At 60.1% G+C, this 20,345-nt stretch carries 21 protein-coding genes and 1 tRNA gene; 17 read left to right on the top strand and 5 right to left on the bottom strand.

The genetic code is table 11. From position 1 onward, the window contains the following. Window positions 1-147: 147 nt before the first annotated feature. From ROG8370_RS00490 to pyrG, 3 genes are all read left to right on the top strand, one after another. Window positions 148-909 carry a hypothetical protein gene (locus ROG8370_RS00490; protein ID WP_085825126.1) on the top strand — a complete coding sequence of 254 codons (762 nt, stop codon included), beginning with the start codon at window positions 148-150 and terminating at the stop codon, window positions 907-909. Between the two features lie 253 nt (window positions 910-1,162). Continuing rightward, the gene (secG, locus tag ROG8370_RS00485) at window positions 1,163-1,519 is read left to right on the top strand and encodes a preprotein translocase subunit SecG (protein ID WP_085825125.1); all 357 of its coding nucleotides are present in this window, start codon (window positions 1,163-1,165) and stop codon (window positions 1,517-1,519) included. Between the two features lie 171 nt (window positions 1,520-1,690). Next, window positions 1,691-3,334 carry a CTP synthase gene (gene pyrG / locus ROG8370_RS00480; RefSeq protein WP_085825266.1) on the top strand — a complete coding sequence of 548 codons (1,644 nt, stop codon included), beginning with the start codon at window positions 1,691-1,693 and terminating at the stop codon, window positions 3,332-3,334. A 16-nt stretch (window positions 3,335-3,350) separates the two neighbouring features. Here pyrG and ROG8370_RS00475 read toward each other — a convergent pair whose 3' ends face one another. Next, a complete protein-coding gene (locus tag ROG8370_RS00475; protein ID WP_085825124.1) occupies window positions 3,351-3,929 on the bottom strand; it encodes a hypothetical protein in 579 nt (192 codons plus the stop codon). 183 nt (window positions 3,930-4,112) lie between these two features. On the opposite strand from ROG8370_RS00475, the gene ROG8370_RS00470 reads away from it, so the two are divergent. The 8 genes from ROG8370_RS00470 (at window position 4,113) to ROG8370_RS00435 (ending at window position 9,778) form a co-directional block, all read left to right on the top strand. Next, window positions 4,113-4,550, top strand: coding sequence for a tellurite resistance TerB family protein (locus ROG8370_RS00470; protein ID WP_085825123.1), 438 nt, complete (start codon window positions 4,113-4,115; stop codon window positions 4,548-4,550). 42 nt (window positions 4,551-4,592) lie between these two features. Further along, entirely contained in the window at window positions 4,593-5,033 is a 441-nt protein-coding gene (locus tag ROG8370_RS00465; protein WP_085825122.1) for a tellurite resistance TerB family protein, read from the top strand. Next, a complete protein-coding gene (locus tag ROG8370_RS00460) occupies window positions 5,030-5,779 on the top strand; it encodes a phosphate/phosphite/phosphonate ABC transporter substrate-binding protein (RefSeq protein WP_085825121.1) in 750 nt (249 codons plus the stop codon). Before ROG8370_RS00465 ends, ROG8370_RS00460 begins: the two co-directional genes overlap by 4 nt. A 116-nt stretch (window positions 5,780-5,895) precedes the next feature. Further along, a complete protein-coding gene (locus ROG8370_RS00455; protein ID WP_085825120.1) occupies window positions 5,896-6,672 on the top strand; it encodes an ABC transporter ATP-binding protein in 777 nt (258 codons plus the stop codon). Window positions 6,673-6,701: 29 nt separating this feature from the next. Further along, a complete protein-coding gene (locus tag ROG8370_RS00450) occupies window positions 6,702-7,415 on the top strand; it encodes a transporter substrate-binding domain-containing protein (protein WP_085825119.1) in 714 nt (237 codons plus the stop codon). A 57-nt stretch (window positions 7,416-7,472) separates the two neighbouring features. Continuing rightward, window positions 7,473-8,357, top strand: a complete 885-nt coding sequence (locus ROG8370_RS00445; RefSeq protein WP_085825118.1) for an ABC transporter permease — start codon at window positions 7,473-7,475, stop codon at window positions 8,355-8,357. After that, window positions 8,354-9,160 (top strand): ABC transporter permease, encoded by an 807-nt coding sequence (locus ROG8370_RS00440; RefSeq protein ID WP_085825117.1) that lies wholly within the window; start codon window positions 8,354-8,356, stop codon window positions 9,158-9,160. The genes ROG8370_RS00445 and ROG8370_RS00440 overlap by 4 nt, the downstream gene beginning before the upstream one ends. A gap of 18 nt (window positions 9,161-9,178) precedes the next feature. Continuing rightward, window positions 9,179-9,778, top strand: coding sequence for a nucleotidyltransferase family protein (locus ROG8370_RS00435; RefSeq protein ID WP_085825116.1), 600 nt, complete (start codon window positions 9,179-9,181; stop codon window positions 9,776-9,778). 147 nt (window positions 9,779-9,925) lie between these two features. On the opposite strand, the gene ROG8370_RS00430 is transcribed toward ROG8370_RS00435, so the two are convergent. Then, a complete protein-coding gene (locus tag ROG8370_RS00430) occupies window positions 9,926-13,747 on the bottom strand; it encodes a Hint domain-containing protein (protein ID WP_139838001.1) in 3,822 nt (1,273 codons plus the stop codon). A 706-nt stretch (window positions 13,748-14,453) separates the two neighbouring features. Continuing rightward, window positions 14,454-14,539: transfer RNA gene (locus ROG8370_RS00425), tRNA-Leu, on the bottom strand. A 148-nt stretch (window positions 14,540-14,687) separates the two neighbouring features. Between ROG8370_RS00425 and ROG8370_RS00420 the strand changes: the two genes are divergently transcribed. Further along, window positions 14,688-15,266: a YqaA family protein gene (locus ROG8370_RS00420; protein ID WP_085825264.1), complete on the top strand. Its 579-nt coding sequence runs from the start codon at window positions 14,688-14,690 to the stop codon at window positions 15,264-15,266. Further along, the gene (locus ROG8370_RS00415) at window positions 15,263-15,730 is read left to right on the top strand and encodes a disulfide bond formation protein B (RefSeq protein WP_085825115.1); all 468 of its coding nucleotides are present in this window, start codon (window positions 15,263-15,265) and stop codon (window positions 15,728-15,730) included. The genes ROG8370_RS00420 and ROG8370_RS00415 overlap by 4 nt, the downstream gene beginning before the upstream one ends. Here ROG8370_RS00415 and ROG8370_RS00410 read toward each other — a convergent pair. Continuing rightward, window positions 15,727-16,155: an Lrp/AsnC family transcriptional regulator gene (locus ROG8370_RS00410; RefSeq protein WP_085825114.1), complete on the bottom strand. Its 429-nt coding sequence runs from the start codon at window positions 16,153-16,155 to the stop codon at window positions 15,727-15,729. The genes ROG8370_RS00415 and ROG8370_RS00410 overlap by 4 nt on opposite strands. A gap of 116 nt (window positions 16,156-16,271) precedes the next feature. Here ROG8370_RS00410 and rocF point away from each other — a divergent pair, with 116 nt between their 5' ends. Together rocF and ocd are read left to right on the top strand one after the other, a co-directional pair. Continuing rightward, on the top strand, window positions 16,272-17,201 hold the full coding sequence (rocF, locus tag ROG8370_RS00405) for an arginase (RefSeq protein WP_085825113.1): 930 nt from the start codon (window positions 16,272-16,274) through the stop codon (window positions 17,199-17,201). 40 nt (window positions 17,202-17,241) lie between these two features. Next, window positions 17,242-18,297, top strand: coding sequence for an ornithine cyclodeaminase (gene ocd, locus ROG8370_RS00400; RefSeq protein WP_085825112.1), 1,056 nt, complete (start codon window positions 17,242-17,244; stop codon window positions 18,295-18,297). An 80-nt stretch (window positions 18,298-18,377) separates the two neighbouring features. Here the strand turns inward: ocd and ROG8370_RS00395 are convergent, their stop codons facing one another. Continuing rightward, a complete protein-coding gene (locus tag ROG8370_RS00395; protein WP_085825111.1) occupies window positions 18,378-18,632 on the bottom strand; it encodes an EF-hand domain-containing protein in 255 nt (84 codons plus the stop codon). Between the two features lie 253 nt (window positions 18,633-18,885). Here ROG8370_RS00395 and ROG8370_RS00390 point away from each other — a divergent pair, with 253 nt between their 5' ends. Together ROG8370_RS00390 and ROG8370_RS00385 are read left to right on the top strand one after the other, a co-directional pair. Continuing rightward, entirely contained in the window at window positions 18,886-19,359 is a 474-nt protein-coding gene (locus ROG8370_RS00390) for an RNA polymerase sigma factor (protein ID WP_085825110.1), read from the top strand. Between the two features lie 80 nt (window positions 19,360-19,439). Beyond that, window positions 19,440-20,330 carry a hypothetical protein gene (locus tag ROG8370_RS00385; RefSeq protein WP_085825109.1) on the top strand — a complete coding sequence of 297 codons (891 nt, stop codon included), beginning with the start codon at window positions 19,440-19,442 and terminating at the stop codon, window positions 20,328-20,330. Window positions 20,331-20,345: the final 15 nt, after the last annotated feature.

The following is a 20,345-nucleotide window of genomic DNA, read 5'->3' as shown; positions in this document are numbered from 1 at the left end:
TAATGTCTCGGGCAACGGCTGGTGGGAGCTCTAATGTGACGAATGCTGCGATGCGCATGTAGTTCGGCTTATGTCCGCGCTGCCATGAGCGTGACAAGAACTCCAGCTAGCGTTATTCCAAGGCCACGAACGAAAAGGGATAGTTGATTGGCTGAACGCGACATACCAGATTGGTTTACTAGGGCCGAGGAAGCATTCGATCCCGTCCACCAGAGAGTTGCTGCGGCGATCAAATCGCATGGTCTGCCAACTCACCTATCTTTGGCGCCGCAGGAAGCCGTTTATTTTTTTGTGCATGCCATGGAAATCGCTTACGAAGCCAACAAGGCAGGCATTCACGCCAACGCGCTTTCCCAAACCCGATATTGCATTGAAGCGCTGGCAATAATTGAGCTGGGCATGTGCCGAACGAATGGCCGAGAAGCCATCCTAGAAGACTGGTTGAAGGGCAAAGCGTCGCCCGGCAAAATCCGCCAGTGGCTTGCTAGGGAAGTATGGCCTTCCTATGGTGCGGGACTTTGGTCGGAGAGTTGGGAAGACTTCATGGCTAAGCTGGCAGGAGCCGTCCAGCCATATGCACATTACACTTCGCAATTGGCTCAGTGGCAAAGTCGTTTGCACTTTGCCAATCCCGGAGAGAGCACTGCGTGTATTGAAAGTGGGCCGATCGTCTATGACCCTCAAAAAGCCACCCGAATAACGCTGTATCACTCGATCCTGAATTACACTCTCGGGCGTATTTGGCTTGCTAACTGCGGGTCCGAGGACACGAAATTTTATGGAATTGTTTCTCGTCTTGGAGACGCGCTAGGGAAATCCCGCTACCTTGACGGCCACCAAACGAATTGGGATCAGCAATTTTGGGCAATGGTCTGGGACCGTCGAACTGGTTCACCGCATCTTGAATAGCCTGCCCCTTGCCGGTGCGTTGAAGCGGTCTTTGGTGAGATAACATCGAACGTCCGCTGCGTCCTTGTCCCGCAGAGCCGCCGTTGCCCCGCGTCATCATCCCGGTTTGCAAGGCTGCCATGCCGACACAGGCAGGTCCAAAAAACAGACCCTCACTCCGCCAAGTCCTATCACATCGACATTGCCGGGTTGCGGGGACTGGCGGAATTGCATAGATAGCGGCTGACCAAGCTAACTTACAGGCCCGTGCTTCATGGAAAACGTCGTCCTTACCATCCATCTTCTTCTGGCAATCGCGCTGATTGGTGTTGTGCTTTTGCAGCGTTCGGAAGGGGGCGGTCTGGGCATGGGCGGTGGCGGTGCCGTAAGCGGGCGCGCGGCGGCCACGGCGCTTGGCAAGGTGACCTGGATTCTGGCTGCGGCCTTTATCGTGACCTCGATCACCCTGACGATCATCGCGGCGCAGAATGCGGCCGGGGTTTCGGTGCTTGATCGTCTGACCGATGCGCCGCCCGCCCCCGAGGCGAGCGTTCCCGCCCTGCCCGACGCCGACACGCTTTTGCCGCCGCCGAGTGGCGATACGGCCCCCTTGACGCCGACCGCCGACTAACCACAAAGAATTGATAGCAAAACCAGTGCCGCAACATCATCTTGCGGTTGGCTTGCGCTATTGTTGCGAATCCTATAAGGGTTGAGCCCCGTGATGCCTCGGTCTTTTGATGGCCGGTCTGGGCGCTTTACCGCATATCACACAAAAGAAATCACGGGGGGCGCCACGCGCATGGCACGTTATATTTTCATTACCGGCGGCGTTGTTTCATCTCTGGGCAAGGGGCTTGCCTCTGCGGCTCTTGGTGCCCTGCTTCAGGCGCGTGGATTTTCGGTGCGCCTGCGCAAGCTTGACCCCTATCTTAACGTTGATCCCGGCACCATGAGCCCGTTTGAGCATGGCGAGGTTTTCGTGACCGATGACGGCGCCGAGACCGATCTTGACCTTGGCCATTACGAGCGCTTCACCGGCGTTCCGGCGCGCTATACCGATTCCGTGAGTTCGGGGCGGATCTATTCCAACGTGCTGGAGCGTGAGCGGCGCGGCGATTACCTTGGCAAGACCATCCAGGTGGTCCCGCATGTCACCAACGAGATCAAGGATTTCCTTGCCATCGGCGATGACGAGGTCGATTTCATGCTCTGCGAAATCGGCGGCACCGTGGGCGATATCGAGGGCCTGCCGTTCTTCGAGGCGATCCGCCAGTTCAGCCATGACAAGCCGCGCGGCCAGTGCATCTTCATGCATCTGACCCTCTTGCCCTATCTCGCCGCCAGTGGCGAGCTCAAGACCAAGCCGACTCAGCATTCGGTGAAAGAGTTGCAATCCATCGGTATCGCGCCCGATATCCTTGTGTGCCGCTCTGAACATCCGATCCCCGAAAAGGAACGCGAAAAGATCGCGCTGTTTTGTAATGTCCGCAAGGAGTCGGTCGTCGCGGCCTATGATCTCAAATCCATCTACGAGGCGCCGCTTGCCTATCACCGCGAGGGGCTTGATCAGGCGGTGCTTGACGCCTTTGATATCTCGCCTGCCCCCAAGCCCGATCTGACCGTCTGGAAGGATGTGGCCGATCGCATTCACAACTTTGATGGTGAGGTCAACGTCGCCATCGTCGGCAAGTACGTTCAGCTTGAGGATGCCTATAAGTCGATCAAAGAGGCGCTGACCCATGGCGGCATGGCCAACCGGGTCAAGGTCAACGTGCAATGGGTCGATGCCGAGGTGTTTGATACCGAAGACCCGGCCCCGTATCTGGAAGGGTTTCACGCCATCCTTGTGCCCGGCGGCTTTGGCGAGCGCGGCACCGAAGGCAAGATCAAGGCGGCCGAATTTGCCCGCACCCGCAAGATTCCCTATCTTGGCATCTGTTTGGGGATGCAAATGGCAGTGATCGAGGCGGCGCGCAATGTGGCTGGGCTGCCCGATGCAGGATCAGAGGAATTTGACCACGAGGCCGGCAAAAAGCGGTTCGAGCCGGTGGTCTATCACCTCAAGGAATGGGTGCAGGGCAACGAAAAGGTGCAGCGCAAGGTGTCGGACGACAAGGGCGGCACAATGCGCCTTGGCGCCTATGATGCCACCCTCACCAAAGGCTCGAAAGTGGCCGATATCTATGGCGGGCTCGACATCGAGGAACGCCACCGTCACCGTTATGAGGTCGACACCAAATATCGCGAGAAACTCGAAGAGGTCGGCCTGCGGTTTTCGGGCATGTCACCGGATGGGCGTCTGCCGGAAATCGTCGAATGGGCCGATCACCCCTGGTTCATCGGGGTGCAATTCCACCCCGAGCTGAAATCCAAACCCTTCGCGCCGCACCCGCTGTTTGCCGATTTCGTACGCGCGGCGATTGAAACCTCTCGACTGGTCTGACTCGCGTTTCGCGCGCTCAGCCGCGCGGTGGTTTGTGTTTCAATAGCCGACGGTCAACCCCGAGTGACAGAATCGGACTCAGCAGATCGCGCCAGAGGCTTGGCTTTTGATAGCGGTCGGCCTCGGTCGAGCGATCAAAGCGTAGCGCGTCCTTTAGCATCGGCTCAAGAATACGTTCATCCAGAATCCAGCGACCGCGGCGCCCTTCGGCGCGGTCGCTGCTTTGATACTCCAGCCATTTCATGAGCTTGTCACGGTATTTGGGGGCATGTCCGGGATAGACAAGATAGAACCCGCTGTTGATGCGCAAACAGATATTGTCGAGCACCCGCGCGGCGCCACGATGGGTCTCGGGCACATGGCCTTTGGGCATGTAATTAAAGCGTTCCGGCTCGCCGTTGAAAAATGCGGACATGGCCGAGCAGAGATCAATCCCCTTTTGCGCCATCGCCCAGCCCAGAACAACATCCGGGTAATGCGCCCAGTCATAACTCTTGACCATATCGCGCAGATCGTCCGCCGAAAGCGTGCGCGCCTGTGTCAGGTGATCAACCTCGGTGGTCGCCGACCAGTCGAAAGATTCGGGCGTGGGCATAAAGCGCTCCGTCTGTAATAAAATCAAGTGCATGCAAATTGGCCGGACAAAGCGCGTTTTCTTTGGAGCAATTGTGACGCCTTTGGGGCTTTGGGAACGATCGGTTCGTTTTCCAGGAAATTTCCTGTTGGCCCTGCCTAGAATTTCCTTGGGGGCCGTTGGATTCGGGGCTAATCTGAGACCATGATAAACAGGATTCTGAAGGCCTTTTCTGCCCCCAAACCCGTTCCTCTTCCCGAGCCGGATGAAAAGCTTGCGCTTGGCGCCCTCATGGTGCGCGTGGCCAAGTCTGACCATCACTACGAGGTGGCGGAAATCAAGCGGATCGACCGGCTTTTGGCGCGGCTTTACGGGCTCAAGCCGATCGAGGCGGCCAAGATGCGCGCCACCTGTGAAAAGCTGGAACATGCCGCGCCCGATACCGAGCGCTTTGCCCATCTGATCCGCGAAACCGTCAGCATCGAGACCCGCGTCAACGCGCTTGAGGCCCTCTGGGAAGTGGTGTTGTCGGACGGCGCAAGCCAGCCCGAAGAGCTGCAGGTGCTTGACGTCGCCCGCGAGGCCATGGGCCTGAGCCATGCCGATAGCGACACCGCGCGCGCCTTGGCCGAAAATAGCTAAATTACCATTGGCCCGGCTGTCCTTGCGCCCTATACCTAGGGCATGTTTGGTGAATTTCTCAAAAAGCTGGTGCAACCAGCCCCGGAACCTCTGGCCGTTGCGGATGCTCGGCTCGCCCTGTCGGCCCTTTTGGTGCGCGTCGCGCGCAGCGATGGCGATTACTCCGCCGATGAAATCATTCGCATCACCCGGATCATTGCCGCGCGCTATGGCCTCTCGAAACCCGAGGCCGAGGACCTGCGCCAGCAGGCCGAATATCTTGAGGCCGAGGCCCCCGATACCGTGCGCTTTACCCGCGCGATCAAGGATGCGGTGCCCTATGAGGACCGCCTTGGCGTGATCGAGGCGCTTTGGCAGGTCGTTCTTGCCGATGGTGTACGTGAGGCCGACGAGGACGCGCTTTTGCGTCTGGTCTCGAACCTTTTGGGGGTCACAGACCGCGATAGCGCGATGGCGCGTCAAAGGATGACGCCGCCCGCATGATCGCAAGCCTGCCGATGTATGACCGCCCCGAGACGGTCGCGGCCAATGACCGGCTCTGGCAAGCGGTGCGCACGCATCTGGGCTATGGCCCGGATCAACTGACCCGCGGCGGCGATCCCTGGGATCACTGGCAAAGCCCCGACCTTATCGTGTCGCAGACCTGTGGCTATCCCTATCGCGCGCGCCTGCATGGCAAGGTGACGCTTGTCGGCACGCCGGTGCTTGATCTGCCCGATTGCCCGCCGGGGCAGTATTATTCCGTGTTTGTCGCCCGCGCCGATGATCCGCGCGCCGGGCCGCGCGACTTTGGCGAGGCGCGCTTTGCCTATAACGAGGCGCTGTCGCAATCGGGCTGGGCCACCCCCCAGACCTATGCCGCCGCCCATGGCTTTACCTTTTCCAACCCCGTGCAGAGCGGCGCACATCGCGCGTCTGCCCGTGCCGTGGCCGAAAACCGCGCCGACATCGCAGCACTTGATGCGCTCAGCTGGAAGATGATGCAGCGCCATGATCCCTTTGCCGCCACCCTCAGGGTTCTGGCACGCAGCGATCCAACCCCGACCCTGCCCTACATCACCGCGCTTGGACGCGACCGCGCGCCGATCTTTGCCGCGCTGCAATCGGCGATCTCCGGGCTATCGCAGGACGACCGCGCAACCCTCGGGATAATCGGCGTGACCCGGATTGCCGCAGAGACCTATCTTGGCCAACCCAACCCACCTCCACCGCCGCCAAATTGTGCATGAACCCCGTCATTCTGGCACTCAAGCGGTGAAATCAACCGTTTTGCACGTTGCATCGGTGCATTTTTTCGGCCCTATTAACACACGAACATAAGACCCAAGCGAAACGGAACCCTACCTTGTCAGATGCGACCCCGGTCCTTGAAATCCGAAACCTGCACAAGGCCTATGGCGCGCTTGAGGTGATCAAGGGCGTCTCGATCACCGCGCGCAAGGGCGATGTGGTCTCGCTTATCGGCTCTTCCGGCTCGGGCAAGTCGACGGTCCTGCGCTGTGCCAACCTTCTGGAAGACAGCCAGCAGGGCGAGATCCTGTTCAAGGGCGAGCCGGTGACATGGCGCGGCGAAGGCCTTGGCCGTCACCCCGCCGATGCGGCGCAGGTTTTGCGCATTCGCACCAATCTTTCGATGGTGTTTCAACAGTTCAACCTCTGGGCGCATATGACCATCCTGCAGAACGTGATGGAGGCCCCGATTACCGTTCTTGGCCGGGATCGCGCCCAGGTCGAGGCGACCGCGCGCAAGCATCTCGACAAGGTCGGGATCGGCGACAAATGCGATGTCTTTCCCGCGCAATTGTCCGGTGGCCAGCAACAACGCGCCGCGATTGCCCGCGCCCTCTGCATGGAGCCCGAGGCGCTGTTGTTTGACGAACCCACAAGTGCGCTTGACCCCGAGCTTGAACAAGAGGTGATCCGCGTCATTCGCGATCTGGCCAACGAAGGCCGCACCATGATGATCGTCACCCATGACATGAAAATGGCCGCTGATGTCAGCGACCACGTGGTGTTTCTGCACCAAGGCCTGATCGAAGAACAAGGCCCGCCTGAAACGCTTTTCGGCGCTCCGAAATCCGAGCGCCTGCAACAATTCCTCAGCTCGACAAATCCGGGTTGAGGCAACACACCAACCAAGGGAGAACTCACATGAAAAAACTAATGCTGACCACCGCCGCTCTGGCGCTGACCACCGGTTTCGCGATGGCCGATACCGTCCGTCTTGGCACCGAGGGCGCCTATCCTCCGTATAACTTCATCAATGACAAAGGCGAGGTTGACGGCTTTGAGCGCGAGCTTGGCGATGAACTTTGCAAGCGCGCCTCGCTGACTTGCGAATGGGTCACCAACGATTGGGATAGCATCATCCCCAACCTCGTGTCGGGCAACTATGACGTCATCATCGCGGGCATGTCGATCACCGACGAGCGCGACGAAGTCATTGATTTCACACAAAACTATACCCTGCCCGATCCGTCCGCCTATCTTGCGGCCTCGGCCGGTGTTGACGTGAAAACCGGCGTGATCGCCGCCCAGACCGGCACGATCCAGGCCTCTTTCGTGGCCGAAAGCGGCGCCACCCTGGTGGAATATGCCACCCCCGAAGAAACCGTCGCGGCCGTGCGAAATGGCGAGGCCGACGCGGTTCTGGCCGATCGCGCCTTCCTTGCGCCGATCGCCGATGACGATGCCGCGCTTGAGTTGCTCGAACAGATGGAGCTTATCGGTGGCGGTGTCGGTCTTGGTCTGCGCGAAAGCGACGCCGAGCTGAAAGCCACGCTTGATGGCGCGATCCAGTCGATGAAAGACGACGGCAGCCTGAACGCCCTGATCGACAAATGGGAAATCGGCGTCACGTTCTGATAAACGCCTCCGGCGGGGCCACGGCGGCCCCGCCCTTTCCCGATAAGGCCAGATGCAATGTTTTCATTCTGCTCTGATCCGGCCGCCCTTGATGGGGTGAACTGGCTGTCGTGTTATCTGACGACGACCAAGCACATGCAGCTTTATTATGCGGTGGCGACGGTTCTGTTATTGCTCGCAATTACCGCGCCGGCGGCGCTTGCCTTTGGCTTTGGCGGGGCGATGGCCGCGCGTTCGCATCTGTTGCCGATCCGCTGGTTTGGCAAATCCTATATTTCGGTGGTGCGCGGCGTGCCCGACATCGCGTTTTTCCTGTTTTTCGTGATTGCCCTTGATCAGGGTTTCGAATGGATGCGCCATCAGGTGCTCTGTCCCGACTGGGACCAACCGATCCGACAAGGCAATGATTTCGTGGTCTGTCAGGCGGCCAAGCTTCCGCTGGGAAGCGCGCCGCAATGGGTCCATGAAACCTATGGTTTTTTCCTTGCTGTTCTGACCTTTGCCATCGTGTTTGGCGCTTTTGCGGCCAATGTTCTATTCGGTGCCATGCGCGCAGTGCCGCGCGCGCAGATGGAAACCGCCGAGGCCTATGGCATGACGCGGCGCCAAAGCTTTTGGCGCATTCTCGTGCCGCAGATGTGGGTCTATGCCCTGCCCGGCCTTAGCAACCTCTGGATGGTGCTGATCAAGGCGACGCCTCTGCTGTTCCTGCTTGGGGTCGAGGATATCGTCTATTGGGCGCGCGAACTTGGCGGAACCGTCAATCCGCGCTTTACCGAATACCCGCATGGCGACTGGCGGATGTGGTATTTCCTTGGGCTGCTGGTGTTTTATCTCGGCTTTACACGGGTTTCCGAGGTGTTCCTTGAAAAGCTGATGATCAAGCTCAGCCATGGGCAGGCGACCACAGGCGGCGAAGCCCAGAGAAAGGCCGCAGCATGAGCTGTTTGCAGACCATTCAGGACTACGCCCTGCGCAGCATCGGCATCGGCGAGCGCCTCTTGCCGCGCGAGGATTTTACGCTTTGCGAGCAGGTGACGCTGATCGGGTCGGGGATGATCTGGAACGTCTATTTCGGCGCGCTCGCGCTTTTGACCGGCTTTGTGCTGGCCACCGCGGTGGCGCTTGGCAAGGCCTCGCCCAACCCGCTTTTGCGCAAACCTTCCGAGTGGTTCATTTTCGTATTCCGCGGCTCGCCGTTGTTTATCCAGTTCTTTTTCGCCTATTTCCTGTTCCTCTCGCTCAAGACGCTCAGCCCGATGTTCAACGTGCTGACCTCGGCCTTTCTGGGCGCTCTAATCGTGCTGTTTCTCAACACCGCCGCCTATTCCGGCGAGATTTTCTATGGCGCGCTGCGCTCGATCCCCAAGGGCGATGTCGAGGCGGCCGATGCCTATGGCTTTAGCGGCATGGCGCGGTTTCGCCGGATCATCTGGCCGACCATGCTGCGGCTGGCCTGGCCTGCCTATACCAACGAGGCGATCTTTCTGTTTCACGCCACCACGCTGGTGTTCTTTTCCGGCTTTCCGGTCTGGCAACAGCGCGGTGATGCGCTCTATTACGCCAAGTATTTCGCCGACAAGACCTTCAACCCCTTCGTGCCCTACCCGATCCTCGCGGGCTTTTTCGTCATCCTGACGCTTGCGGTGATTACCTTTTTTGGCCTGATCAACCGCTATCTCAACCGGCATTTGCCGCAAGAGGCGCGCCGCGGACTAAAGGTCCGGATGAACCTGATCCGCTAGGTCGCGAAAGGACATGAGATGCCCACCGATATCGTGTTGCTCATTCCCGCCGCCGGTGAGTCCTCGCGCATGGCGCCGCGTGACAAGCTTTTGGAACTGGTCGATGGGGTGCCATTGCTGCGCCGACAGGTATTGATGGCGTTGCAAAGCCGCTGTGACGTGCTTGTGACCCTGCCACCCAATCGCCCGGAGCGGCGCGCGGCACTTGCCGGGATCACCGATCAGCGGCTTCACGTGCAAGAGGTGCCCGAGGCCGCCGAGGGCATCGCCGCCTCAATCCGAACAGGCGCCGCATGGGCCGAGTCTCGCCGCGCCACAGGCGTGATGGTGGTGCTGGCCGACATGCCCGATCTTGAGGTGAGTGACCTTAAGATCATGCTTCAGGCGTTTGATTTCAAAAATATTTACCGGGCTACGAATAGCGATGGTACCGCCGGTCATCCGGTGATTTTTCCCGCTGGCCTATTTCCCGCGCTCAAACGTCTAAATGGCGATCAGGGCGCGCGCGCGCTCCTGCGATCAGAGCCGGTGATGCAGATCACCCTGCCCGATGCACATGCCACGACGGATCTTGACACGCCCGAGGCCTGGGCCGCTTGGCGCGCCGGACGGCGGTAACTCCGATTTAATTATCGCCGAAACGGAAACAATCCCGAGCAATGACCGGGATTGCTCACGAGTTTGAAACCGGGTCAGCCCCCGCAACCGATTTCTGGCCAACCCGCCCCCAAAGGGGATTGGCAGGCCGGCTGCAAACCGGATGACTTACTTCACCAACAACTGTGCTTCGTGCCGCTTGAGAGAGCGACGCGCCGACTGATAGGCCTCAAGGCCTTTGACATCGCGCAGTTCCGGGAACAGGTCGTAGATTTCATCGCGCTGCGCGCTGCCCATGCCATCCAGAACCTGTTCACCAGGCTGGAAGCTTTCGGTCCAGGCACCGTTCGACAGAACCACTTCGTGTTGATCGAACATGAAGTGAATATAGGTCGTTCCGCTGCTTTCCACGGTATCGACACCGTCAAGACCGGTCAGGTGTTTTGCTGCCGCCAGAACTTCGCGCTCTTCAAAGTAAAGCGCCGCACGTTCGTTGTTGAGCAGGATGCGGTGCTGCGGGCTTACCAGCATGTCACGTTCCGGAAGACCCTGACCAAGCGCCCCTGCCCGGATCAAAACCGGCTTGAGGTGCGGTGACTTGATCAACTCCTGACCGCCAAGCGCGCGATGCCCGATCCAGCGGATTTCCTGAAGGCCATTGTCGCGGGTGATGATGCGATCACCAACCTGCAACTCTTCGACAAGCTTTTCACCACGCGGCGTCGCAATCACCGTGCCGGGGGTGAAACAGGGGATCAGGTTCTCGATCTCGCGGAACTGAAGCGTACCGGTAACAGCACCGGCGCCGTCAAGGAACTCGACCGTGCCGCTGGTCGAGTCGCCGTCGGGATCGACGGTCTCGTCAACCACGCGGAAGGCTCCCGCGCCCGTGAGATCAAGCGTATCGAAATCCACGCCGTCGGCGGTGGTGCCTGTGCCACCATCGACCGTTTCACCTGCGCCGACGTCACGGAAGACATCCGAATCGGCGCGCCCCAGCAGAAGATCGGCGCCCTCGCCCCCCAAGATGGTGTCGTCGCCATTGCCGCCTTCGATCGTGTCATCGCCTGCGTCGCCGCTGAGAAGGTCATCGCCGGTCTGGCCGATGATTAGGTCATTGCCATCGCCGCCGGTGACCGTGTCGTCACCCAAGCCGCCACCGATAATGTCGTCGCCGCCATCGCCTGCGATCAGGTTGTTGCCCCCCTGACCACGGATGTCGTCATCGCCGGCACCGCCGAAAATGGTGTCGTCGCCTGCGCCACCGGCCAGCACGTCACTGCCCTCGCCGCCGTCAAGCGTGTCATTACCGCCCTGACCGCGTAGCGAGTCGTCGCCAGCACCACCCGACAGGATGTCATCGTCCGCGCCGCCGGCCAGCGTGTCATCGCCAAGGCCACCGTCAAGCGTGTCAGCCCCGGCCTGACCGCGCACCGAGTCATCGCCGTCGCCACCAGACAGGTCGTCGTTGCCGTCGTTGCCATCGATCACATCATCGTCGATGCCGCCGTCGATCACATCGTCGCCGCTGCCACCAAAGATGGTGTCATCATCATCCTGGCCAAAGATCGTGTCATTACCGTCCTCACCAAAGATCAGGTCCTGACCGTTGTTGGTCACCGGATCGATGGCATCGGGGATGTTAAGCTCGTCCGGGAATCTTGGGTCAAGCCCGCCATAGACCAGGTCATCGCCCTCGCCGGCGCGGATCGTATCCGAGCCTTCGCTGCCGACGATTGTGTCGTTGCCATCGTCACCATCAATCACATCGGCATCAATCCCGCCGTCAATCAGGTCGTCGCCCGCACCACCTGTGATGGTGTCGGCATCGTCGCCGGTGGTGATGGTGTCATTGCCATCGCCGCCCGAGACAAAGTCGCGGTCGTTCTCGGGGTCGCCATCAACCGGAACCACAGGCGGAAAGCCGAGATCGGGAAGCGGTGCGCTGCTCAGCGGGGCGCTTGTGTCGATCAGGTCATCGCCGACACCGCCGAACACGCTATCGCTGCCGTCGCCTGCGTCGACCTGATCGTCGCCAAGACCCGCCAGGATCGTGTCATCGCCGTCGCCAGCACGAATGCTGTCATCATCCGGTGCCGCGCCGGGCAGAATGGCATCGCCCGCATCGACAAAGTCACCATCCGGATCGCCCGCATAGGCGGTGTCGATCAGATCATCACCCGCCGTGCCGTCAACGATCCCGTCGCGTGTCGGCGGCGGGGCATCGGCCACTGTAACTGTCACGGTGGCGGTATCGGTGCCGCCGTTGTCATCGGTCACGGTATAATCGAACGTGTCGGTGCCGCTAAAGCCCGCGTCCGGCGTATAGGCCAGGGTGCCATCCGGGTTGATCGCGGTGGTGCCATTGCTGGCCGGGCCAACGCTATCGACGCGCAGGGTGTCACCATCCACGTCGGTGTCATTGCCCAGAACGGGAATGTCGATTGCGGTCTCAAAGTCGGTCGGAACCGCATCATCCCCCGCCACCGGCGCGTCGTTGACCGGGGTCACGGTGACCGCAACAGTGCCCGTCGCCGTGCCGCCATTGCCGTCGTCGACCGTATAGGTGATCTCGTCCGGCCCGTTGTAATCGGGGTTGGGCGTATAGGTCAGGGTGTTGTCGGGGTTGATCACAACCGTGCCATTCGGCGCCGTCGCATCGGTCACCGTCAGCAGATCGCCATCGGGATCGCTGTCATTGGCCAGAACCGGGATATCGACCGAGGTATCCTCATCGGTGGTCGCGGTATCATCACCCGTCACCGGCGCGTTGTTCTCCGGCAAGATCAGGTTCTCGATCTCGCGGAAGGTCATTTTGCCGGTCACTGCGCCGTCGCCGTCAAGGAATTCAATCCGCCCAGAGGTCGAATTGCCATCCGGATCGGTGGCTTCCTCGGCAACCCGAAGCGGGCCAGAGTCGCTCAGGTCAAGCGTGTCATTGTCCACCCCGGTGCTGCCGCCATCGGCCACGTCGCCTGCGGTGCCGCCGATGATCAGGTCCTGATCATCGCCGCCTTCGATCGAGTCGGCGCCTGCGCCGCCGGTGAGAACATCGTCGCCCTCTTCGCCAAACAGGCTGTCGTCGCCGTCACCGCCCAAAAGGGTGTCATCGCCGGGCGCGCCGGTGTCGATGGCGCCGCCGGGCGCGTCAAAATAAACGTCGGTGACGTTGATGCCGTCCGCATCCGGGCCGGTGACCTCATAGCGGATCACCAGCGACACGGCCGGACCCGCAATATCAACCAGAACCGAATTGTCGGCGCTGTCATCGCCCAGGGTCGCGCTCGCGCCGGTGCCTTCGACTTGTGTCGCGCTGTTGGTCAGGATCGCGGCCCCGCCGGTCAGGGTGACCGGGACAAGGTTGTCGAATTCGTCAAACGCATAGACCCGGATATTTTCATTACCGTCCACGTCATTGATCCGGAACGAAATATTCTCGACGCCTTCCGAGAACTCAAGCTTGAGATCGGTGAATGTGCCTTCGCTGCCAAGGTCAGTCGCGAGCGAGCTGTTGGGATCGGCGGGCGCGCCATCGGTATCAATGCCATCGACGGTCTGCGGATTGGCCGCAAAGTCGGTGGTGCTCGGGCCCGTGGCCGCGAGTTGAGAGAAGGTTACATCGACGGTGCCGGTGTTCTGGGTGAAACCCGAGATCGGATCGCCGCTTTCGATCGGGGCCGCATCATTGGGATCGGGTGCAAGATCCCACTCAAAGCTTTCACGCCCGCCCGCATCGGGGCTGTTGCTGTCGCCAAAAATCACGTCATTGCCGATGCCGCCGTCAACGCTGTCGTTGCCAGAGCCGGCATAGACGGTGTCATTGCCGTCTTCGGACGAAATCGTGTCGTCGCCGCCAAAGCCGTCGACCACGTCGTCATTGGAGAGATCTGCCGCGTCATTGTTGTCGATTTGATCGCCTTCAGCATCGGCAGTGTACCCAAGATCAATAGGATTCGCGGCGTTGTCGCCTTCCACTTTATTAATCGGCATGTTCTTCTCCTATGACGCGCGGACCCAAGTGTGACCGGGCGGTTAAATCACTTTCCCATTGCCGACGATGTGTTGGCGCACGGCGACCTGCACAACTAAATACAAGAGGGAGATTGCCAAAGATCGACAATGCCAGGTACGGGAATTCAACCCACACCTCGTGCCATTCATGCGTTGTTATCAATAACTCCGCGAACGCACCTCTTGCCGCATCGAATGATGCGTAAAATTGTGCGGTCGCCCCCACGACCTACAGACATCGCCCCCCAGTTGGGCTGACTTTGTTTTACCCAATGGCAAAGGAACTCCAAAGGGAAATTTGTCCGAAACGCGTCAGAATGGTGGCCTAAATCAAGGTAATCCCAGGTCTTTTGGGGTAGGATACATGATGGCAAAACAGCTATTGTTTCCTGAAATAGCGGCAAATTTCCGCTGATATGGCTGGTTTTTATCGATTTTCAGGTAATCAAAAGGTTAACGCACACCTTTAACGTGTAATTGTTTCAGGCATTGAAACGCCCGTATGTTGGGCAAAGTTGCGCCACATTTCCGCCACATCGTTAACGGCAGCTACGCTATTTACTAACCAATCGTTAATTTCGACTGCAATCGTTTGCCGTTTGGAAACAATAGCCCGGCGAAAGCCCGAATGAGGGCATGATTCGCAGAGGGCGAATGCGGGTCATCATCACTTTTTCGCGAAATGTGGTGCCCAAGGCGAGACTCGAACTCGCACGCTGTTACCAGCGGGGGATTTTGAATCCCCTGCGTCTACCATTCCGCCACTTGGGCACGGGCAAATCTCTAGCGAAGGCCGCGCCCCGCGTCCAGTGCCCAAACCGGGTTTTTTGCACCGTTTTTACGCCCTGCGACCGCGCAGCCCTTGACCCCACCGGCGCTGCGTGCTGTCTCGCGGTCAACCAAGGGAAAGAACGTCGCGATGATGAAGCGCCTTTATGACTGGACTCTCCGGATGGCGGATCATCGCCACGCCCTTTGGGTGCTTGCGGCTGTGTCTTTCATCGAAAGCTCGGTCTTTCCGATTCCACCCGATGTTCTGATCATTCCTATGATCCTTGCGCGCCCGTCTCGTGCCTGGCTGATTGCCGGTGTGGCTCTTGTGGCCTCGGTCACCGGCGGGCTTTTGGGCTATGCCATCGGCGCGCTTGCCTATCAGGAACTCGGCCAGCCGATCCTTGAGGCGCTCGGCAAAGGCGATGCGATGGAAGCGTTTCGCACCCGCTTCAACGATTTCGGCTTTTGGGCCGTTCTGACCGCCGGGGTCACGCCGTTTCCCTATAAGGTGATCACCATCATGTCGGGGGTCACAGGCATGCCGCTGGCCACCTTTATCGCCACCTCGATCCTTGCACGCGGCTTGCGGTTCTTTATCCTGGCGGCACTCTTGCGGAAATTCGGCGCGCCGATCCGGGATTTCATCGAACGACGCCTTGGCATTCTGACCATCGTCTTTGTGGTCCTGCTGTTTGCCGGCTTTTACCTGGTGAAGCACCTATGACCTTTGTGACGCAAAGAAACCTGATCCTGCTGGCTGCGGGTGGCTCGGCGGCGATGATGCTTGGGGCGCTCGCGTTTCAGCATCTGGGCGACATGGCGCCTTGCAAGCTTTGTCTCTGGCAACGTTGGCCGCATGTGATTGCCATCGGATTTGGCGTGCTGGCGATGTTTTTCGTCCCCCGCGTCATGGCTTTTGGCGGCATGCTTGCGGCTCTCGCCACGGCGGGCATCGGGTTCTATCACACCGGGGTCGAGCGCGGCTTTTGGCAAGGCCCGACCACCTGCACCGCAGGCGACGCGACGAGCCTTTCAACCGACGACCTTCTGGCCCAGATCATGGCCGCCCCGCTTGTGCGCTGTGACGAGGTGCCATGGGAGATGTTCACCCTGTCGATGGCAAGCTGGAACGCGATTGTGTCGCTCGGGCTGGCCGCTGTCTGGTTCCTGGCCTGGCGGCGCGGTTAACGCCCCGATTTTCGGGTGTTGAGCAAAAGGCTGGTTTCGGAATGGGCAATCCCGTCGAACCGGCGGATTTGGCCCAAGACCTGATCAAGCTCTTCCAGCGTCGGCGTGCCGATCTCGACGATCACATCCCAACGCCCGTTGGTGGTATGGGTCGCGCGCACAGCACTTAGCCCGTTGAGTTGGCGGATGATCCGATCCGCGCCGCGCCCCTCGATGCCAAGCATCATCAGCCCGCGCACCGGATCGCGCGCCGTGTCGCCGCGCAAGACCACGCTAAAGCCGACGATCTCGCCGCGCTGACGCAGCCGGTCAATCCGCCCGCGCACCGTGGTGCGCGACACCCCAAGCCCAAGCGCCAGATCCGAAAGAGAGGCCCGCGCATCATGGCGCAGCGCCGAAATCAATTTGCGATCAATATCGTCCATTTCGTCAGTTACTTCTTTCGTTTTGTGAAAACTTCACCCGATTAGCGCAAAATAGCGGCTGTAAATCAACCCAAATTGACACCAACTTGCATACAACCCCGAAAAGGAAAGAGATCATGACCACAAAAACCTGTATTCTGGTCGGCGCGCCGGTTGATAGCGGCAAAAATCGTCGCGGTTGCCTTATGGGCCCGGATGCCTATCGCACCGCCGGCCTTGCCGAGGCGCTGTCGGGTCTGGGCCATGACGTCAGGGACATGGGCAATCTCACCCATGCCCCGGCTGAGCTTCACCCCGATATGCCGCCGCATGTCTTTGCCGCGATCGAAACCGCAGGCTGGACCGCCACCCTGATCGAGGCTGGCGAAGCGGCGATGGCGCAGGGCTTGCCGATCTTCCTTGGTGGCGATCACAGCCTGTCCTTGGGCTCGGTCGCGGGCGTTGCCGCCCATGCCGCCAGGGCGGGGCGCCCGCAATTCGTGCTCTGGCTTGATGCCCATAGCGATTTTCACACGCCGCAATCGACCGCCTCGGGCAACCTGCATGGCACGCCCCTGGGCTATGTGACCGGGCGCGAGGGCTTTCATGGCTTTCCCGAGGTCAGGCATCCGGTGGCGCAGGAAAACATCTGCATTCTGGGCCTGCGCTCGGTCGATATGGCCGAACGCGAGGCGCTTCAGCAAAGCGATATCCGCTATCACGACATGCGCGCGATCGACGAGCAGGGCATCGCCGCGCCGCTTTCCGCCTTTCTTGACGATGTGGCGGCGGCAAATGGCGCGTTGCATGTCTCGCTTGATGTCGATTTCCTTGATCCCTCCGTTGCCCCGGCGGTCGGCACCACCGTGCCCGGCGGCGCCACCATCCGCGAGGCCCATCTGGTGATGGAAATGATAAGCGACAGCGGGTTGATGACCTCGCTCGATCTGGTCGAACTCAACCCCTTCCTCGATGATCGCGGGCGCACAGCGCAGGTGATGGTCGATCTCGCCGCCTCGGCGCTTGGCCGCCGCGTGTTTGACCGCCCAACCCGCGCCTTTTCCTGATCCAATTTCGCCACAGGCGACATTCCCAAGAGGTATCCGCATGACCACCCTGACCCCCTCCGAAAAGGCCCTAGTGCCGTTTGTTTCCGTCGACAACATGATGAAGCTGGTACATCACATCGGGATCGAACCGATGCTGCGCGGGCTGGCCGAGTACATCGAGGCTGATTTCCGCCGTTGGGAGCTGTTTGACAAAACGCCCCGCGTTGCCAGCCATTCCGCCGAGGGTGTGATCGAGCTTATGCCGACCTCGGATGGCGAGGTTTACGGGTTCAAGTACGTCAACGGCCACCCCAAGAACACCGCCGATGGCTTGCAGACCGTGACCGCCTTTGGGCTTTTGGCGAATGTCGGCAATGGCTATCCGGTGCTACTGTCGGAAATGACAGTTCTGACCGCCCTTCGCACGGCCGCCACCTCGGCGATGGTGGCGAAATATCTTGCCCCCAAGGGCGCCGACACCATGGCGATGATCGGCAATGGCGCGCAATCCGAATTTCAGAGCATGGCGATGAAGGCGATCTGTGGCATCAAAACCGTGCGCCTTTATGACACCGATCCCGCCGCCACCGCCAAGGCGGCGCGCAACCTGTCGGGGCTGGGTCTTGACGTTGTCGCCTGCACATCCGCCGAGGAAAGCATGGAAGGCGCGCAGATCATCACCACCTGCACCGCAGACAAGCAATATGCCACCATCCTGACCGACAACATGGTCGGCGCGGGCGTGCATATCAACGCCATCGGCGGCGATTGCCCCGGCAAGACCGAACTGGCCCCGGCGATCCTGCATCGCGCCGATATCTTTGTGGAATACCCCGAGCAAACCCGGATTGAAGGCGAAATTCAGCAACTCGACGCCGATCACCCCGTCACCCAGATGTGGGAGGTGATCAACGGCACAGTCAAGGGGCGCACCTCGCCCGAACAGATCACCCTGTTTGACAGTGTCGGCTTTGCCATCGAGGATTTTTCTGCCCTGCGCTATGTGCGTGACAATATCAACGGCACCGATCTTTTCATCGACCTTGATCTCTTGGCCGATCCCGATGATCCGCGCGATCTTTTCGGGATGGTACAACGGGCCGCACCCGCCTAAGGACACGGCCCGCCCCCCCCTTGAGCGGCTGCGCACTCTGGGGAAACTGCGCAACCAATCGGGGGGATGTCGGAAAACGCTTAGTTCACCGACATATCCGGCAAGAGGCCCTGTTCCTGGCCCGCGATAAGCTCTGCTTCGTCAAGCGCGCCGTCGCTGTTGGTGTCGACCTCGGAAAAGGTCTCGGCGCTGATGTCGGGATAGGCGGCCTGCACCTCGCTTACGCTGAGCATGCCATCGCCGTTCGCATCAAGCTCGGCCATGGCTTCGCCCATGGCGATCGCCGCATTTGCCAGCGCGCCAAGTCCAAGCACAAGTACGATGAATTTCATCATGTCTGTTCTCCTTAGAAGGTCAGGTTGAAAGGCCGCGACAGCCGCGAACCTTACACCCCAAGACGCCCGAGATGGCCGGGGCGTCCCGCCGATAGCGGCAACAGGCCCGAACGCGCGAGGCCCCGCCGATCACAGGCTTGCGAACCGGCGAAGCCTTGCCCAAAAAGGCCCTTCAAGTGGCATCGGCGGAATCTGCCCATTTGATTGCGCGCAAGGAAAGTCGCAAAACTCGAGCCTCACCCAAGAGGTTGCGATGCCCCAGCCCGACCCGCTGACTGCCCCCCTGACCGACCTGATGCCCGACCTGATGCGGGTGGCCCGTCGTCTTACCCGCGAAACGGACCGGTCGCAGGATCTCTGCCAGGAGGTGTTGCTAAAGCTGTGGGTGAGGCTTGATGCGGGCGCCGAAATTGACGATCTGCGCGCCTATGCCATGACCGCGCTGCGCAATCAGCACCGTCAGAGCTTGCGCCGTGACCAGATCCCGCTTGGCGCACCAGAGGTCGAGACAATGACCCTGCCCAATGCCCTTGATGCCTGCGCGCTAAGCGAGACACTCTGCGCCATCAGGCGCCTGCCGCGCGATCAGGAGCGCCTTATGCGGATGGTGGCTGCGGGCGAGACCAGCCCCGCCGATCTGGCCCGTCGCACCGGGCTTGCACCCGGCACCGTCATGTCACGTCTGGCGCGCGCGCGTGCGCGGCTGCGCGCGGATCTCGGGCTTTGAGCGGCGCCGCTCGCAAACTTGAAGCCAAAGTTAGAGTATGTCATAGCCTCGGCTAAATTTAGGGATTAAGGAAGCCACCTATGGGTTGTCCGATTGTCACGTCGATACCGCCGTTCTTTTCGCGCAAGGATGCGATGGGTCAGGAAATCGGTGATGCTCATCTTTCGGCCTGCATAAAATCCTGGCGCGCCTGCGGGTTCGAGCCGGTCACCGTCAACGCCGAGACAGAAGCGCTGCATCCGCTGATCAAAGAACATGACGTCAGGGTTGTGCGTGTGACGCGCGATGCCTCGGAATTCACCGGTCGCCCGCATGTGTTCATGAACGACCTTCTGAATGCCGCCCTGTCATTGCAGAGCGAGCGGATTTTCATCATCAATGCCGATATCGAGCTTGAGATGGACGAGACCGCAAAACAGCGCCTCGCCAACCTTGGCCCGACCCAGGCAATCGGCGTGCGGCGCCGCGATTACCACGGCGACAACACCAAGGCGGATGCGCCTTATGACGGTGGCATCGACCTTCTTGGGGCCGGGCGCGAGGCGCTTGCGAATATCGACTGTGGCCAGTTGATCTATGGCATGCCGTGGTGGGATCATTATCTGCCGCTGATGCTGTTTTGGCAAAATTGCGAATTTCTGCCCGGAACGGGTATCAAGATCTGGCACCTTGCCCATGACGGACGCTGGAACAAGAAACAGTATATCCGCTCTGGTCAGGAGTTCCGCCGCCTGCTTGGGGCCGCCGATCCAAGCCTGAGGCAGAATGCTTTCGTCAACAAACACGTGGCGGAATTGGCGCGGATTGGGCGGGGGCATTATGGCTCTTCTTCCATTCGTGCCCTTGAGGCGCGACTTTTTGCAATGTTTCTGCCCATGTCCAAGACCCACACCCGCCGGGTTCTGCGCGAAACGTCTCTGTATAACACATTGCTTTTGAACGAGATTGCAGGAACCCGCCGAGATGCATGACCGGGCTCGCCAGAT

Source organism: Roseovarius gaetbuli, assembly GCF_900172365.1.
GTDB classification, from domain to species: Bacteria; Pseudomonadota; Alphaproteobacteria; order Rhodobacterales; family Rhodobacteraceae; genus Roseovarius; species Roseovarius gaetbuli.
Note: the sequence above shows the minus strand (reverse complement) of the source record. Positions and strands in the feature narration are given on the sequence as shown.

Coding starts and splice junctions, on each gene's coding strand:
- secG (WP_085825125.1), top strand. CDS start 1,163: ATGGAAAACGTCGTCCTTACCATCCATCTTCTTCTGGCAATCGCGCTG.
- pyrG (WP_085825266.1), top strand. CDS start 1,691: ATGGCACGTTATATTTTCATTACCGGCGGCGTTGTTTCATCTCTGGGC.
- ROG8370_RS00475 (WP_085825124.1), bottom strand. CDS start 3,929: ATGCCCACGCCCGAATCTTTCGACTGGTCGGCGACCACCGAGGTTGAT.
- ROG8370_RS00470 (WP_085825123.1), top strand. CDS start 4,113: ATGATAAACAGGATTCTGAAGGCCTTTTCTGCCCCCAAACCCGTTCCT.
- ROG8370_RS00465 (WP_085825122.1), top strand. CDS start 4,593: ATGTTTGGTGAATTTCTCAAAAAGCTGGTGCAACCAGCCCCGGAACCT.
- ROG8370_RS00460 (WP_085825121.1), top strand. CDS start 5,030: ATGATCGCAAGCCTGCCGATGTATGACCGCCCCGAGACGGTCGCGGCC.
- ROG8370_RS00450 (WP_085825119.1), top strand. CDS start 6,702: ATGAAAAAACTAATGCTGACCACCGCCGCTCTGGCGCTGACCACCGGT.
- ROG8370_RS00445 (WP_085825118.1), top strand. CDS start 7,473: ATGTTTTCATTCTGCTCTGATCCGGCCGCCCTTGATGGGGTGAACTGG.
- ROG8370_RS00440 (WP_085825117.1), top strand. CDS start 8,354: ATGAGCTGTTTGCAGACCATTCAGGACTACGCCCTGCGCAGCATCGGC.
- ROG8370_RS00435 (WP_085825116.1), top strand. CDS start 9,179: ATGCCCACCGATATCGTGTTGCTCATTCCCGCCGCCGGTGAGTCCTCG.
- ROG8370_RS00430 (WP_139838001.1), bottom strand. CDS start 13,747: ATGCCGATTAATAAAGTGGAAGGCGACAACGCCGCGAATCCTATTGAT.
- ROG8370_RS00420 (WP_085825264.1), top strand. CDS start 14,688: ATGATGAAGCGCCTTTATGACTGGACTCTCCGGATGGCGGATCATCGC.
- ROG8370_RS00415 (WP_085825115.1), top strand. CDS start 15,263: ATGACCTTTGTGACGCAAAGAAACCTGATCCTGCTGGCTGCGGGTGGC.
- ROG8370_RS00410 (WP_085825114.1), bottom strand. CDS start 16,155: ATGGACGATATTGATCGCAAATTGATTTCGGCGCTGCGCCATGATGCG.
- rocF (WP_085825113.1), top strand. CDS start 16,272: ATGACCACAAAAACCTGTATTCTGGTCGGCGCGCCGGTTGATAGCGGC.
- ocd (WP_085825112.1), top strand. CDS start 17,242: ATGACCACCCTGACCCCCTCCGAAAAGGCCCTAGTGCCGTTTGTTTCC.
- ROG8370_RS00395 (WP_085825111.1), bottom strand. CDS start 18,632: ATGATGAAATTCATCGTACTTGTGCTTGGACTTGGCGCGCTGGCAAAT.
- ROG8370_RS00390 (WP_085825110.1), top strand. CDS start 18,886: ATGCCCCAGCCCGACCCGCTGACTGCCCCCCTGACCGACCTGATGCCC.
- ROG8370_RS00385 (WP_085825109.1), top strand. CDS start 19,440: ATGGGTTGTCCGATTGTCACGTCGATACCGCCGTTCTTTTCGCGCAAG.